Below are 15,544 nucleotides of genomic sequence, written 5' to 3'. Positions count from 1 at the left end.
GGGCTTCGCCGGGGCGGCGGGCGCGGCTGCGGCAGGGGCCGGAGCGGCAGGGGCCGGAGCGGCCGGTGCCGGGGCCGGTGCCGGGGTTGCCGGCTTCGCGGCCGGGGCGGCCGATGGCGCGGCCTGCGGAGTGGTCACCGCAGCCCCCGCGGCTGCGGCACCCTCGGGCTTGTCCGCCGTGCCGGACGTACCCGGCTTGTAGTCGGCGAAGAAGTCCCACCAGGCACGGTCGACCGAATTGGGGTCCTGGAGGTACTGCTGGTAGATCTCGTCGACGAGCCACTCATTGGGGCCGAACGCGGCGGCAGGGTTCTTACCCTGCCCGCCTTGGTCGGTCGAGATGCTCGCGTTACTGGGGGACTGAGACGACACGGCGGTAACCGCCCTCTTCCGCTTCACAAGGTGATGGACAGCGGAAATAAAGGCTACGCCTCCCTGGCCGAGAGGTGCAGGCGGGGCGGGCCATCGTCGCGCAAGTCACACCGGAAGGCGGGTTTCGGGGCTGTGAATGGCGGGAAACAAGCGCGGTTCCGCTTCGCCGCGGGTAGGCCACACCGTGGCTGCGGCCCGTCGGCCCGCACCCCTGACGACGTACTGGCCCGCTATTGGCCACGCCCTCACTCCGTACACGCAGAATGCGTGCTTCCGGTTCGAACCCTACGTCAACCGCGTGCCGCCCGAAGGCCCGGAAGGGTGACCTGGATCCGGCATCCCCGGGAGGATTCGGCCACCCCGATGCGCCCGCCGTGCAGATCGACCGCCCAGCGCGCGATCGCCAGGCCGAGGCCCGTACCGCCGTCGCTGCCGGGTCCGTGCGGTGAGGTGACGCTGCCGCGGTTGAAGCGCTCGAAGACCCGGTGGCGCTCCGGCTCCGGAATACCGGGGCCCTCGTCGAGCACTTCCAGGTCGAGGGACTCCGGCTGCGGGCCGCGCCTGGCCCGTACTGTCACGCGGCCGTGCGGCGGGGAGTGCTTGACGGCGTTGTCGATCAGATTCGCCACCACCTGGTGCAGTCGCTCGGCGTCCGCGTGCGCGGTCAGCTCGGGCGGCGACACATCCAGGTGCAGATGTACGTCCGTACGCGTGTGGTTGCCCGACCCGGAGGTCAGACCGCGCTGGGCGGCGGCCAGATTGGCCTCCTTCAGCACACCGGAGAGGTACGGCCAGACCTCGAAGCGGCGCGCCCGCAGCGTGACCACGCCGTTGTCGAGCCGGGACAGATCGAGGAGCGTCTCCACCAGGCGGCCCAGGCGCTCGATCTGCTTGAGCGCGGTGCGCATCGTCTCCGGGTCGGCGGCGGACACCCCGTCCACGACGTTCTCGAGCACGGCGCGCAGCGCGGCGATCGGCGTGCGCAGCTCGTGCGAGACGTTCGCGACCAGCTCCTTGCGGTGCTGGTCCACGGCCTCCAGATCGTCGGCCATGCGGTTGATGGTGGAGGCCAGGTCGCCGAGCTCGTCACGGCGGTCGGCACCGCGCACCCGGCGGGTGTAGTCGCCGTGCGAAATGCCCTTGGCGACGGTGTTCATCTCATCCAGCGGCGCGGTCAGGCTGTGCGCCACGAACTGGGTGATCAGAAGGGTCGCTATCACCGAGAAGACCGTGATGAAACGGAGCTCGGTCTCGGTGCGCAGAGCGACCACGAGCAGACCGGTGGTGATGAAGACCGAGACGACGACGAGCGTCCCGAGCTTGGTCTTGATCGAGATGGAAACGGAGCGCATCCGGGTCCGCCAGCTGCGCAGCCCGTTCCAGGGCCGCCGCCGTCTCATGGCCGCCGCCTCATGGTGCCGGCGTCTCCAGCGCGTAGCCGACTCCGTGGACGGTACGGATCCGCTCGGCGCCGATCTTGCGGCGCAGGGCCTTGATGTGGCTGTCGACGGTCCGGGTGCCCGAGGCGTCCGCCCAGTCCCACACCTCCGCGAGCAGCTGCTCGCGGGAGAGGACCGCGCGCGGCGTGTTCGCCAGGCAGACCAGCAGATCGAACTCGGTGGGGGTGAGATGTACGTCCTCGCCGCGCACCCGGACCCGGCGCTGGGCGTGGTCGATCTCCAGCTCGCCGAGGCGGAGGATCCCGCTGCGCGGCGTCACGGCGGCGAGCGCGGCGCGCTCCACCCGGCGCAGCAGCACATGCACCCTGGCCGCGAGCTCCCGCATCGAGAACGGCTTGGTCATGTAGTCGTCCGCGCCGACACCGAGGCCGACCAGCATGTCCGTCTCGTCGTCGCGCGCTGTGAGCATCAGCACGGGGACGGGACGCGTCGCCTGGACCCGGCGGCAGACCTCGAGGCCGTCGAAGCCCGGCAGCATCACATCGAGAACCATCAGATCGGGCTGCCAGGCCTCGGCGGCGTCGACGGCGGCCGGGCCGTCCACGGCCGTCTGCACCAGAAAGCCCTCTGCCCGTAGACGGGCGGCGATGGCGTCGACGATCGTCGCGTCGTCCTCGACGACCAGCACCCGGCGCTGGGCGCCGGGCGTGGCCGCGACGCCGTTGTGCGTGGTGTGTGTCTGCTCCATCGCCCCGCCCCTGTACGCGTTCTCGCGAGCTGCATGCTGATGTGGATGCCGAAGTAGATGCCGTGTGTAGGTGAGCAGCGTAAGGGCAGTTACGGCATCCCGGCTACGCAGGGCGAACAGCGAGGTGGACCACGTCGGGGACTCCTCGGGCAACCCGGATCTCTTCGGTAGTAACCCCGGTGAATCCGGCATTCCGCAACGCATCCTCAAACGCGGAGGAGGGCTGCGCGGACCACACGGCGAGGATTCCGCCCGGCTCCAACCGGCCCTGGCAGGCGGCGAGTCCGGACGGTGAGTAGAGGTTCTCGTTGTCGTCGGTGACGGTCCAGTCGGGTCCGTTGTCGATGTCGAGACAGAGGGCGTCGTAGCGGTCCGTAGTGGTGCGGAGATACGTGACGAGGTCCGTGTGCAGGATCACGCTGCGGGGATCGGCGAGGGCGTCGCGGGTGATCGCGGCGAGGGGGCCCGTGCGGTGCCAGTCGATGATCGCCTGCTCGCGCTCGACGACGGCGATACGGCGCCAGCGGGGGTTCTCCGCGGCCCGGGCCAGCGAGAAGCCGACGCCGAGACCGCCGATGAGCACCGACGGTGCGGGGTGGCCGGCGAGCGCGTCGAGGGCCGCGTCGACGAGCAGACGCTCGGAGCGGCCGTCGGAGGTGTCCATCAGGAAGCACCCGTTGGCGATGATCTCGTGCTGCTCGCCACGCTGCCGCAGCACGACCTCCCCGTACGGCCCCTCGCGCCGGTCCAGGGTGACGGGGCCGTCGGTATGGAGCGGCATGGCGGTGACCTCCGGGCAATGGGCCCCCGCCGGAGGCGGGGGAGCGGTCGGACGCGTTGCGGTGGCCATAGTGGCGCCATGGGGCGAGAGGGACAAATGCTGTGCGGGCCGGTGGGGTTCACCGCCGATTCACAGCCGGGCCACAGCGGGATCACAGCCCGCCCGGCAAGACCTGACATGTGCGCGACGCTCGAGGCGGGATCAAGGTTGCCTCGTGTGGCGCAGGTCATAGACGGGGGTGATGGTGATCGCGTTGGGTGGGGGTTTGTTCGGGGCTTGACGAGAGGGGCCTCACGCGTGGAACAGCTGACGACGCGCGATCCGGTCAAGGGCCAGGAGCTGCTGGGCGGTATACCAACCCAGCCCACGGCGCCGGCGCGGGTCGCGACGCCTGCCCTCCCGTCCGCACCCGGGCCCGTCCCGTGCCCGCGACTGCCCCTGTGGCGGCAGGCGCTCCAGTTGCTGCCCACGCCGACCGGGACGCCGTTCACCTTCTGCTACGTCCTCGTACTGCTCACCACGTCGCTCTTCGCGCAGTACGGAGACCCCGCGACCGTCTCCGCGCTGCTCCGTGGCTCCAGTACCGACGTCGCCCACTTGGTGGACACCCCCCTGCTCGTTCTCGGCGCCAGCGCGCTGTGGGTCGCGGGCGGTCTGCTGGGCCCGTACGCGATCGCGTTCCTCTTCACGCTCACCGCGCTGGAACGCCGCATCGGCGGCTGGCGCGCCGCCGGAGTCTTCCTGGTCGGCCATGTCGCGGCGACGCTGGCCACCGAGATACCGGTCGCGGTCTCGGTGGTGACGGGACATCTGCCCGTCAGCTCCCTGCACCGCCTCGACTACGGCATCAGCTTCGGTCTGATGGCGAGCATCGGCGCCCTGGCCGGACTGCTCCGACCGGTGGCTCGCGGCACGCTCCTCGGCTGTGTGTCCCTGATCCTCGTCCAGGACCTGCTTGCCCTTGAGGATCCGCTCACCAACTGGGGCCATCCGCTGGCGCTGCTGGCCGGAATCGCCTGCTGGCCCGCGGTGGGCCGCTGGTCGGCGCGGCGGAAAGAGCCCGTGCTCCACGGCCGATGAGTTTCTCCGGCGCCGGCCGTCCTGATGGGTAAACCGGCGAACAGGAGACCGAAGTGAGCAGCAACCACGCAAAGACTCACCTCACCCAGGTGCGTACGGTGTCGATCCCGGTCACGGACCAGGACCGGGCCCTTGAGTTCTATGTCGGCACGCTGGGCTTCGAGAAGCGCGTCGACACGCCCTTCGGAGCGGGCGAGCGCTGGATCGAGGTCGCGCCCTTGGGAGCGGAGACCTCGCTCGCGCTCGTCGCCGCGACCGATGACCTGCCCGCCGGCGTCGAGACGGGCATCCGCCTCACGACCGGGAACGCGGACGCCGACCACGCGGCCCTGCCGGCCGCAGGTGTGGACGCCGGCCCCGATGTGCTGCGCTGGGGCGGGGGAGTGCCGGCGATGTTCGTCTTCCGCGATCCGGACGGCAACACACTCCGGATCGTCGAGCGCAGCTGACCGCCAAGGGGTGGCCCGGTCAGTCCTGCGGGAGTGCGGCGAACACCGCCCGCAGGGCCGGCGGCCGTGTCGTGTCGTCGGTGGTGACGGTGTGACCGGCGTACGTGAGCCGGTAGGTGAATCCGTCCGCGATCGGGCTGCCTGTGGCCTCGCGGGGCAGGCGGGCGAAATCCGCCTTCTCCAGGGCCGTGCGCAGCTCGGTCAGCTCGGCGGGTGTCATCCGGCCGGTCCGGGCGGGTCCGGTCCTCGATGACGTGGTGTACGTGCCGTCGTCCCGGACCGCCAGCGTGTCATGTACGCCGGCGATGCCGCCGGTGACCGTCATCCCGACCAGCGGCCGCGCCGGAGCAGGGGTCGCCGAGGGCGACGGTGCGGGCGAGGCGCTCGCTGATTCCGCCGGGCCCGGCGACCCGGCGCCGCCGCCTCCCGCGCACCCCGCCGTCAGGGCGGCGGCCAGCAGCACACCCGCCGTACCGCACCGAGCCCGTGTGATCAGTCGCATGTGCCCACCTGTCGTCCGTACCGCACCAGTACGTGCCCGCAGTATCGCCTCCGGAGCCCCGACCGGTCAGGCGTACGGGGCAGTCGGTCGCGCGTACGGGTCGGGCGGCATGGGTCGGGCATACGGGTCAGGCCGGCGGGTCGTAGGAGAGGCTGACCAGCGGGGCCTGCGTCCGCCAGCCCAGCGACTCGTACAGTGCCCGCCCCTCCGGTGTCGCGCCCAGCACTCCGATGCCCGCGCCCTGCTCGACCGCGGCGTTGTGGAGCGTACGCATCACCAGGCTGCCGAGCCCCCTGCGCCGGTGCGCCGACGAGGTCTCCACCTGGTCGGCGACGGCGGTGGCGCCGGTCGGTGCGATCTGGCCGCGGGCGGCGAACGAACCGTCCGCGGCGACCACCAGGACCCGGGTGACGCCGCCGCGGGACCAGGTCTTGAGGGTGTAGCCGTCGGGCACGGCGGTCTCGGTACGGCGGAGCTCGGCCCACATCAGCCAGCCCGGTTCGTCGACCTTCCAGCCCGGCCCGGCCCAGGAGAGGGCCGACTCGGGGTCGGCGAACACCTTGAGCCAGACGCTCGGGGCCGCGACCGCGTCGGCGATCTTGCGGACGGTCGCCTCGTCGTCGGCGGTCAGCACATGGCGCGTGGCGTGTTGTACCTGGCCCACGTCGACGCTGAACCCCCAGGGTTCGGCGACGGGATCCGCCGCGCCGCGCGAGGCGACCCAGCCGTGGACCCAGGCCCGGACGGTCTCGGCGGTGGACTCGAAGGTCATCCGTACTCCTCGGGCAGCTGGATTAGTAATAGACACACTCCATGATTGGCTATTACATCCTGAGGAGCCTCGCCTCGCGAGAGCTGATCGCTGACAGCGAACAGGTCCGGGGGAACATCTCCAGGGCTCTGTGCATTGAGTCCATAAAGCTCAACTTGACTGCCATAGGGGAGATCATGGCTTCGACGTCCACACCGCTCACCCTGCCCGTGCTGCCGCTCGACGACGAGGTCGTGCTGCCCGGAATGGTGGTGCCGCTCGACCTGTCCGACACCGAGGTGCGGGCCGCCGTGGAGGCCGCCCAGGCTGCCGCCCGCTCCAGCGGTGAAAGCAAGCCGAAGGTGCTGCTTGTTCCGCGGGTCGACGGCTCGTACGCCGGGACCGGTGTGCTCGGGACCGTCGAGCAGGTGGGCAGGCTCTCCGACGGCGACCCCGGCGCGCTCATCCGCGGCCGCGGCCGCGTGAAGATCGGCGCGGGCACCACGGGACCCGGGGCCGCGCTCTGGGTCGAGGGCGCCCAGATCGACGAGAGCGCGCCCGACCCCCTGCCGGGCTCGGTCGCCGAGCTCGTCAAGGAGTACAAGGCGCTCGCCACCAGCTGGCTGAAGAATCGCGGCGCATGGCAGGTCGTGGACCGGGTTCAGCAAATCGACGATGTCTCGCAGCTTGCCGACAACTCCGGCTACTCGCCGTTCCTCACCACCACTCAGAAGATCGAACTGCTCGAGACCGCCGACCCGGTGGCCCGCCTCAAGCTCGCCACCGATCAGCTGCGCGAACACCTCGCCGAGCAGGACGTCGCCGAGTCCATCGCCAAGGACGTCCAGGAGGGCGTCGACAAGCAGCAGCGCGAATTCCTGCTGCGGCGTCAGCTCGAAGCCGTACGCAAGGAGCTGCGCGAGCTCAACGGCGGAATCACCGACGCCGCGGACGAGTCCGACGACTACCGCGCCCGCGTCGAGGCCGCCGACCTCCCGGAGAAGGTGCGGGAAGCCGCCCTCAAGGAGGTCGAGAAGCTGGAGCGGTCCAGTGACCAGAACCCCGAGGGCTCCTGGATCCGCACCTGGCTCGACACCGTCCTGGAGCTGCCCTGGAACGAGCGAACTGACGACACTGCCGAGCACGACATCCAGGGCGCCAGGGCGATCCTGGACGCCGAGCACGCGGGCCTGCAGGACGTGAAGGAGCGGATCACCGAATACCTGGCGGTGCGCAAGCGGCGCGCCGACCGGGGGCTCGGCGTGGTCGGCGGGCGGCGCGGGGGCGCGGTGCTCGCGCTCGTCGGCCCGCCGGGCGTCGGCAAGACCTCACTCGGCGAGTCCGTGGCGCACGCGATGGGCCGGAAGTTCGTCCGGGTCGCGCTCGGCGGTGTACGGGACGAGGCGGAGATCCGCGGCCACCGGCGTACGTACGTCGGCGCGCTGCCCGGTCGTGTCGTCCGCGCCATCAAGGAGGCCGGCTCGATGAACCCGGTCGTCCTGCTCGACGAGATCGACAAGGTCGGCTCCGACTTCCGCGGCGACCCGGCCGCGGCGCTGCTCGAAGTCCTGGACCCGGCACAGAATCACACCTTCCGCGACCACTACCTGGAGGTCGAACTCGACCTGTCCGACGTGGTGTTCCTCGCCACGGCGAACGTCCTGGAAGCCATCCCGGAGGCGCTGCTCGACCGGATGGAGCTGGTCAGGCTCGACGGCTACACCGAGGACGAGAAGGTCGTCATCGCGAGGGACCACCTGCTGCCGCGCCAGCTGGAGCGGGCGGGACTGGAGCCCGGCGAGGTGACCCTGGACGACTCGGCGCTGCGCAAGCTCGCCGGCGAGTACACCCGGGAAGCGGGCGTGCGTAACCTGGAGCGTTCGGTGGCCCGGCTGCTGCGCAAGGTGGCCTCCCAGCACGAACTGGGCGAGCAGGAGCTGCCGTTCACGATCGGCGCCGAGCAGCTGCGCGGTCTGATCGGACGGCCGCACCATGTGCCCGAGTCCGCTCAGGACCCGTCCGAGCGCCGTACGGCCGTGCCCGGTGTGGCCACGGGCCTCGCGGTCACCGGCGCGGGCGGCGACGTCCTGTTCGTCGAGGCCTCGCTGGCCGACCCGGAGACGGGCGCGGCGGGACTGACCCTCACCGGCCAGCTCGGCGACGTGATGAAGGAGTCCGCGCAGATCGCACTGAGCTTCCTGCGCTCGCACGGCGCGGAACTGGAGCTTCCGGTTGCTGATCTGAAGGACCGGGGCGCGCATATCCACTTCCCGGCGGGCGCGGTGCCCAAGGACGGCCCGAGCGCGGGCATCACGATGACGACGGCGCTCGCGTCGCTGCTCTCCGGACGCCAGGTGCGTACGGATGTGGCGATGACCGGAGAGGTGTCGCTGACCGGACGGGTGCTGCCGATCGGCGGTCTGAAGCAGAAGCTCCTTGCCGCACACCGAGCCGGTATCACGACCGTTGTCATCCCCAAGCGGAACGAGGCGGACCTGGACGACGTCCCGGCCGAGATCCTGGACAAGCTCGAGGTGCATCCGGTGACGGATGTCCGCCAGGTCCTGGAGATCGCGCTGTCTCCGGCCGAGGTGGCGGTGGCGGCCGCGGCCTGACGGTCCGACGGCAGGGCCCGGTGGTGTGCCACACCACCGGGCCCGAGCGCTGTCCGCCGGCCGGTCCCGAGCACAGCGTCCCCCGGCCGGGCCGAGCGCTGTCCGCCCGCCGCCGCGGGCTACCCCTTCGCAGCCTTCTCGTACAGCTTGCGGGCATCGGCGTTGAAGCGGACCGCGGTGGTGACGCTGTCCGTGTCGCCGCCGCTGGTCACCCCGATCAGATGGCCCGGATGCTTGGGATCCCGGTAGTCGGCGAGCCAGGGGCCGCCGCTCGTGCCGTCCCAGAAGCCTGAGCAGTCCATGCGTACGGACCCGGCGAGCGCCGGATCCTGCTGGGTGTCGGTGGTGCAGGAAATAGGCTTGTTGGCCGGATTGTGGTCCGGGTTGGGGTAGCCGACGACCGTGACCCGGCGGGTCACGGCAGAGGCCCAGTCGACAGGGGTGCCGCCCACGACCTCCTGGATGTTGCGGCCCTTGGCGTCCGGCTCCACGGTCAGGAAGGCATAGTCCACGGAGTCGGAGTCGTCGGTGACCTTGCGCCAGCGGTCGTCCACCTGGATGGCGCGGACCTTCCACCGCCCGTACGGCGCCTTGCCCGCACCCGCCCCGGTGAAGCCCGGCGCGAAGCTGAAGTTCTCCAGGTAGCTGCCGTACTCGAAGACACAGTGCGCGGCGGTGGCGATGACATTGCCCTTGGGGCTGTCCACGACGCTCGCGGAACAGAAGTGTTCGCCGTCCTTGTCGAGCAGCACCCCGGCGAACGGCAGACCCGCGAACGGAGTCGCGGAGGACTGCGGCTCGGGCGGGTCCGGCAGCTCGGCGGGCTTGCTGCCCGTATCGGCGGAGACCGGCCCGCCGCACGCCGTAGCGGCGGCGAGCAGGGCTATTGCGGGCCACCTCAGCAGCCTCATCGGGCGAGCGATCCACTTCATCCGGCCATCTTGCCTGTTTACGGCTGTCAGTCCAGCCACCCTCGCAAGGTCGCCTGCGCTCCCGCCTGAAAGCGGGTCTCCGCGCCCAGCGTCTCCAGCAGGCGGCTGATCCTTCGGCGCGCCGTGTGGACATGGACGCCGAGACGGCGCGCGATCGCCTCGTCCTTGAGCCCGGCGGCGAGCAGTCCGAGGAGTTCCTTCTGCGCCGTGGGCAGCGAGCCGCAGCTGCTGGCGGAGCCGCCGAGCGGGGTGGCCCGCTCCCACACCGTCTCGAAGAGCGGCACCAGTGCGTTGCCGAGCAGACCATCGCCGATCACCAGGGCCGATGCCGTCGGGTCGGCGGCGTCGGTCGGTGGGAGCAGCGTGACCCGGCGGTCCACGGCGATCAGTTTGGTGGGGACCGCGGTCGCGACGCGTGCCCGCAGCCCCTGCTCGACAAGGCCGGTCAGCGAGCGCATCCGGCCCGGGTGGCCGAGCCCGTCCCGGTCCAGGACGGTCCGCACCTCCACCCCGCGGTCCAGGAGGGCCTCGATGTCCAGGCAGGGGGTGCGGGAGCTGTCGTCCCCGCGGGGGCCCTTCACATACGGCGGACGGTCCAGGATCGCGACCTCGCGCTCCGCCGACGCCAGCAGATACTCCGCCCGTTCGCCGATCTCCTTGGGGCCCGTCACCACCTCGATACCGCCCTCGGGGGCGCTGGGCGAGCCGGACATCAGCCGGCCGGCGAGCTGGTCCGCGCTCATCCGTAATCGCTCCAACTCGGCCGACCGTAAGTGGAGTTCGGCCTGACGGCGGTGGATGAGGGTACGGATGGCCGCGGCAGGCGCGGCCGGATGCGGCAGTCCGCCTCCGTCGGCGGGCAGCGCGATGCCGTGCTCGACGAGATGGCCGAGCGCCCGGTCAAGACGCTCGCGTGGCAGCCCCAGCAGGCGCGCCAACTCCTCGGCCCCGGCGGCCCGTTCCTTGAGCAGTGCCTCGTAGGTGCGTTCCTCGGCCTTACCCAGGCCGAGGGTGTGCAGTTCCCCCTCGCTCATGCGTCGGATTCTCACTCTGTCTTCACGGGCCACACAAGTGTGCGTGTCCACTTGTCAACCTGCCGACCACATTGTCGGGTTGGCGTCCCACCGGTTGCATGGCCATGACCACCTTTACGGCTGACCAGCACGTGGGAGGGGTACGTACTGTGCGCAAGCTCAGTTCACGCACGCAGAGACCGGGCATTACCAGGGGGACCGGTCTCGCCGCACTGCTCGGAGCGGCAGGATTGCTGCTCACCGCGATACCGGCCCAGGCGGTAACCCCGCCGGCCGCCGCACCGCCCGGCGACGTTCTTCCGGGCGCCCGAACCGCCACTCCGTCGCTCGTCGACGGCATCCGGGAGGCGGCCGACGCCAAGGCGAGCCCGGCGGACGCGGCCCGCGGTCATCTCGCCGCCAAGGAGAGCCGCTACAGGATCGCCGACGCCCGGCGCGATCTCACACCGCTGCAGACCGTCAAGCACGGCGCGGAGGAGACCGTACGGCTTCAGCAGAAGCACCACGGCATCCCGGTGTTCGGCGGAGAGTACGTCGTACGGATGGAGTCCAAGGGCGGCAAGCGCGTCGTCACTGGCACCTCCGGCAAGTACTTCACCGGCCTGAAGACCGGCACCAGGGCGAGCGTCAGCGAGGACACGGCGGTACGCCGCGCGGTCTCGGCCACCGCCGCCCGCCTCGGCGGCAAGACGCTGAGCAAGGCCGACGCCGTACACCGCAAGGGGGACAAGTCCGCGAAGGCGGCCGCACTCAGCGGCACCGCGGGCGGCCTCGTGGTGATCCCGCGCGGCGAAGGTGTGCTCGCGTACCACGTGACCGTACGCGGCACGAACCCCTCCACCGGCGAACCGGTGCTGCAGCAGGTCTACATCGACGCCGGCGCCGGCTTCCCGGTGCTCCAGTTCAGCGGCATCAAGACCCTCACCGCGCCGAAGGCGGCGGCGTCCTCCGCGGCCGCCAAGGCCGCTCCGAAGGCAGGAGCGGCGGCTGCCGACGCCGACCCGGCCGCGGGCGTCAAGGGCACCGGCGTCAAGCTGGACGGCGCCAAGGTCGGCCTCGACGTCCACCTGGACACCACCGCCAACCAGTACGTGATGATCGACTCGTCGCGTATGACGGCCACCACCAAGAACACCCTCACCACCTGGGACGCGCGCGGCCGCGACGTCTCCGAGGTGTCGGGCGTCTGGCCCGGCGGGCTGAAGGAATTCGCCGACCCGGCGGCGGACTTCGGCAAGGGGGCCACCGAGTCGGGCGCGGTCGACGCACACTGGGCGGCCGGCAAGGTCTACGACTACTACCGGAACAACCACGCCCGCGACAGCCTCGACGGCCGCGGCATGACGATCAACTCCCTGGTCGGTGTGACCGAGTTCGGCTCGCCGTACGTCAACGCCTTCTGGGACGGCCAGAAGATGGTCTACGGCAGCGGGGACGACGAGTACAAGCCGCTCTCCGCCGACCTCGACGTGGTGGGCCACGAGATGACCCACGGTGTCGTCGAGAACACCGCCAACCTGGTCTACGCAGGCCAGTCGGGAGCGATGAACGAGGCGCTCGCCGACTACTTCGGCAACGCCATCGACACCGCCGCTTCCGGTATCTCCATGGACGACCCGGACTCCGGCCTGATCGGCGAGGACCTCTGCCGTACGGCGAAGCCGCGCGCCTGCGCCTTCCGCAACCTCAACGACGGCGCGAGCACCTCGAAGAACTTCCTCGGGATCACCTTCGGCACCGACAACGGCGGCGTGCACCTCAACTCCACCATCTTCTCCGGCGCGCTGTGGGACCTGCGCCAGGACGTGGGCGGGGAGCTCGCCGACCGGATCGTCTACAAGGCGCTGTCCGAGTACATGACGCCGCTCGACGGCTTCACCGACGGGCGCAACGCCGTGCTCGCCGCGGCCAAGGACCTCGGCGTCAGCGCGCAGCAGCTCAACGCCGCGAAGCGCTCCTTCAACGCCCACGGCATCGTGCCGGGCTGGGAGGACGCGCTCGGCGTCGACACCGACCAGCTGCTCGGCAAGGTCAACACCGCCGGCACCGGAGCCCAGGCGGGCGGCGGCTGGTGGACCGTCTCACAGTCGAACGACGACGGCTCGGAGCCGTACTCCGTCTATGCCGGCCGTACGGACGGCAAGGGCGCGCCGAAGCTGATGAGCCCCAACGACGGCCGCTACCACGTCTATCCGGCGACCGACGGAAAGACGGTCGTCTGGGCGGCGTACGGCGCGACCAGTCTCGACATCCTCTCCCGTCCGATCGCGGGCGGCCCGATCAAGAAGCTGTACACCTCGTCCAGCGACATCAGCGGTCTGCGGGTCGAGAACGGCGTGGTCGTCTTCGAGACACTCGGGTTCTTCGAGCGGCATGTCCAGTATCTGCGCCCCGGTGACCGTCAGCCCACCACCGTGGACGGCGGCGGCTTCGAGATCCTCACCGCTCTTCCCTCGATCAAGAACGGGAAGCTCGCGTACGCCAAGCTCTATCCGACCAGCGCGGGGTACAAGCTCGGCGTCGAGGTCTACGACCTGAAGACCGGCAAGCCCGCGCTCACCGAGCAGCTCGGTGAGCCGGAGGTACTCGGCCAGACCGGTATCAACTCGTCGTACGTCTTCTCGCTGGTGGACGAGAACCTTGCCGACGAGGGCCAGATGTCGGTCCGCCGCTCGGACCTGGACGGCACCGGCACGGTGGACATCAGCCCCGAGCGCAAGCCGGGCGCGCTGATCTCCTCCGACCTCACGTCCTCCGAGGACGCGGTCACCGTGAACGGCGCGCTGCCGGGCACGGCACTCCGCAATGAGTCGCTGCCGAAGCTGTGGCAGCTGACCACGGACGGCTCGCGCCGGGAGCGGGTCTCCTGCAACCGTGGCGAGCAGATCTCGCCGGCCGCGGTCTCCGGCCGGCAGGTCGTCTGGATCGACGGCACCACGGGCTGGACCGACCTGGTCACCCGTGACCGGCCGGCGGGTCTGTGCGGCTGACGGTTCTGTGATGGTCTCTCCGTGAGAGACGGACCCCCGGCGCCCGTGCGCCGGGGGTCCTTCAGAATGGTTCCATGGACACCGTGACCGGACAGAGTGAGGACCGCGCCCTGCAGGCCGACTGCGAAAGCTGCTTCGGGTTGTGCTGTGTCGCGCTGCCCTTCACCGCGTCGGCCGATTTCGCGGTCAACAAGGACGCCGGAACGCCGTGCCGCAATCTGCGGACGGACTTCCGCTGCGGCATCCACACCCGGCTGCGGCAGAGCGGATTCTCCGGTTGCACCGTGTACGACTGTTTCGGCGCCGGACAGAAGGTCTCCCAGGTCACCTTCGGTGGCAAGGACTGGCGGCAGGCACCGGAGACCGCGCAGGAGATGTTCGCGGTGTTCCCGGTCGTACGGCAGCTCCATGAGCTGCTCCGGTATCTGACCGAGGCGCTGACGCTGCGGCCGGCCCGCTCGCTGCACGGCGATATCCGCCGGCTGCTCGACGAGACCGAACGCCTGACCGAGCTCGGTCCCGATGCCCTCGGGAAGCTGGATGTGGCGGCGCACCGGCAGGACGTCAATGTGCTGCTGCTCCGCACGAGCGAGCTGGTCCGGGCCGAAGCCGGTCGGGCCGGACGCAAGAAGAAGGACCGCAGGGGGGCCGACCTGATGGGAGCGAGGCTGCGGGGCGCGGACCTCAGGGGCGCCAGTCTGCGGGGCGCGTATCTCATCGCCGCCGATCTCACGGGTGCCGATCTGCGACTGGCCGATCTCATCGGGGCCGACCTGAGGGACGCGGATCTCGCGGGTGCGGATCTGACGGGGAGCTTCTTCCTCACCCAGCCGCAGCTCAACGCGGCGAAAGGCGACGCGGCGACGAGGCTCCCGCCCGCGCTGACCCGCCCCGCGCACTGGTCGTGACCAGCGGGGCGCGAGGCGGGCCCTATTGGCTCTGCTCAGCCGTTGGCGAGCGCCACGACGCGGTCGTACGCGCCGTTGAACCTGTTGTGGTCGCCGACGATCGGTCCTGACGAGGTGTACTGCCACATCGTTTGGTAGATCCAGCCGGCCGGGAGCGTGCCCGGTGTGGTGTTGTAGCGCGCGATCCACAGCGGGTCGGTCGCACCGAAGCCGCTGTAGTTGCCCGTGCACTGGGTCCACCAGCTGGTGGCGGTGTAGATGACCGCGTCGCGCCCGGTGCGTGCCCGGTAGCGGTTCAGGAAGTCGCGGATCCAGGTGACCATGCCGGACTGGGTCTTGCCGAAGCAGGCGGCGCCGTACGGGTTCCACTCGATGTCCAGCGCGCCGGGGAGGGTCCTGCCGTCGCGGGACCAGCCGCCGCCGTTGTTCACGAAGTAGTCGGCCTGTGCGGTGCCGGTCGCGGTGTCGGGGGTGGCGAAGTGGTACGCGCCGCGGATCATTCCGATGTTGTACGAGCCGCCGTACTGCTGCGCGAAGTACGGGTTCTTGTAGTACGTGCCCTCGGTGGCCTTCACGTAGGCCCACTTCACACCGCTGTTCCACAGCGCCGCCCAGTTGACGTTGCCCTGGTGGCTGGAGACGTCCACACCTTCGGTCTGGGCGGCGCGGTTGTCGCGCGGGGCGCCGCCCTGACCGTCGTGGGCGACGACGCCCGTACCCAGGTGGGCCGAACCGCGCGGGGGAGTGTCCGTGGCGCCGGCCGCTCCGGGGAGCGTGATGAGGAGGGTGAGGACTGCGAGGAGAGTGCCGGCGGCTGTCGCGAGGCGTGAGCGGCCGGTCGTTCCGGATCTGTGCACGGGCATGGCGTGCCTCCGAAGACCTCGGTGGGGGGATCTGGCGATGAATCGACATGTCGTGGCGGAATATGGTGTGGACATGCCATTCATGAAGCTACGCACGTAGAACCGCGCAGTGGAAGGGG

Annotated in this window: 14 protein-coding genes; 5 read left to right on the top strand and 9 right to left on the bottom strand. The window is 70.5% G+C overall.

Annotated features, from left to right (window positions below; translation table 11 throughout):
• From ACFWDI_RS20745 to ACFWDI_RS20730, 4 genes are all read right to left on the bottom strand, one after another.
• Positions 1-372 (bottom strand): hypothetical protein (locus ACFWDI_RS20745; RefSeq protein WP_385305833.1); only part of this gene is annotated, 372 nt, incomplete at its 3' end.
• A 290-nt stretch (positions 373-662) separates the two neighbouring features.
• Positions 663-1,724, bottom strand: a complete 1,062-nt coding sequence (locus ACFWDI_RS20740) for an ATP-binding protein (RefSeq protein WP_385305846.1) — start codon at positions 1,722-1,724, stop codon at positions 663-665.
• A gap of 58 nt (positions 1,725-1,782) precedes the next feature.
• On the bottom strand, positions 1,783-2,520 hold the full coding sequence (locus ACFWDI_RS20735) for a response regulator transcription factor (protein ID WP_327326033.1): 738 nt from the start codon (positions 2,518-2,520) through the stop codon (positions 1,783-1,785).
• Between the two features lie 103 nt (positions 2,521-2,623).
• Positions 2,624-3,301: a spermidine synthase gene (locus tag ACFWDI_RS20730; RefSeq protein WP_385305831.1), complete on the bottom strand. Its 678-nt coding sequence runs from the start codon at positions 3,299-3,301 to the stop codon at positions 2,624-2,626.
• Between the two features lie 297 nt (positions 3,302-3,598).
• Here ACFWDI_RS20730 and ACFWDI_RS20725 point away from each other — a divergent pair, with 297 nt between their 5' ends.
• Positions 3,599-4,381 (top strand): rhomboid-like protein, encoded by a 783-nt coding sequence (locus ACFWDI_RS20725; RefSeq protein WP_385305829.1) that lies wholly within the window; start codon positions 3,599-3,601, stop codon positions 4,379-4,381.
• A 53-nt stretch (positions 4,382-4,434) separates the two neighbouring features.
• On the top strand, positions 4,435-4,830 hold the full coding sequence (locus ACFWDI_RS20720; RefSeq protein WP_385305827.1) for a VOC family protein: 396 nt from the start codon (positions 4,435-4,437) through the stop codon (positions 4,828-4,830).
• 19 nt (positions 4,831-4,849) lie between these two features.
• Here ACFWDI_RS20720 and ACFWDI_RS20715 read toward each other — a convergent pair whose 3' ends face one another.
• Complete coding sequence (locus ACFWDI_RS20715; RefSeq protein WP_385305825.1) at positions 4,850-5,332, bottom strand: protealysin inhibitor emfourin; 483 nt, start codon at positions 5,330-5,332, stop codon at positions 4,850-4,852.
• A gap of 127 nt (positions 5,333-5,459) precedes the next feature.
• Positions 5,460-6,104: a GNAT family N-acetyltransferase gene (locus tag ACFWDI_RS20710; protein ID WP_385305823.1), complete on the bottom strand. Its 645-nt coding sequence runs from the start codon at positions 6,102-6,104 to the stop codon at positions 5,460-5,462.
• Positions 6,105-6,280: 176 nt separating this feature from the next.
• Between ACFWDI_RS20710 and lon the strand changes: the two genes are divergently transcribed.
• Positions 6,281-8,698, top strand: coding sequence for an endopeptidase La (lon, locus tag ACFWDI_RS20705; protein WP_385305821.1), 2,418 nt, complete (start codon positions 6,281-6,283; stop codon positions 8,696-8,698).
• A gap of 119 nt (positions 8,699-8,817) precedes the next feature.
• On the opposite strand, the gene ACFWDI_RS20700 is transcribed toward lon, so the two are convergent.
• A complete protein-coding gene (locus tag ACFWDI_RS20700) occupies positions 8,818-9,630 on the bottom strand; it encodes a trypsin-like serine peptidase (RefSeq protein WP_385305819.1) in 813 nt (270 codons plus the stop codon).
• A gap of 26 nt (positions 9,631-9,656) precedes the next feature.
• Positions 9,657-10,664: a helix-turn-helix domain-containing protein gene (locus ACFWDI_RS20695; RefSeq protein ID WP_385305818.1), complete on the bottom strand. Its 1,008-nt coding sequence runs from the start codon at positions 10,662-10,664 to the stop codon at positions 9,657-9,659.
• Positions 10,665-10,813: 149 nt separating this feature from the next.
• Between ACFWDI_RS20695 and ACFWDI_RS20690 the strand changes: the two genes are divergently transcribed.
• Both ACFWDI_RS20690 and ACFWDI_RS20685 read left to right on the top strand, forming a co-directional pair.
• Positions 10,814-13,654: a M4 family metallopeptidase gene (locus ACFWDI_RS20690; RefSeq protein WP_385305817.1), complete on the top strand. Its 2,841-nt coding sequence runs from the start codon at positions 10,814-10,816 to the stop codon at positions 13,652-13,654.
• Positions 13,655-13,728: 74 nt separating this feature from the next.
• On the top strand, positions 13,729-14,562 hold the full coding sequence (locus ACFWDI_RS20685) for a pentapeptide repeat-containing protein (RefSeq protein ID WP_385305815.1): 834 nt from the start codon (positions 13,729-13,731) through the stop codon (positions 14,560-14,562).
• Positions 14,563-14,597: 35 nt separating this feature from the next.
• Here ACFWDI_RS20685 and ACFWDI_RS20680 read toward each other — a convergent pair whose 3' ends face one another.
• Positions 14,598-15,425: a lysozyme gene (locus tag ACFWDI_RS20680; protein ID WP_385305813.1), complete on the bottom strand. Its 828-nt coding sequence runs from the start codon at positions 15,423-15,425 to the stop codon at positions 14,598-14,600.
• Positions 15,426-15,544: the final 119 nt, after the last annotated feature.

This window comes from Streptomyces sp. NPDC060064, assembly GCF_042736455.1.
Taxonomy (GTDB): domain Bacteria; phylum Actinomycetota; class Actinomycetes; order Streptomycetales; family Streptomycetaceae; genus Streptomyces.
Note: the sequence above shows the minus strand (reverse complement) of the source record. Positions and strands in the feature narration are given on the sequence as shown.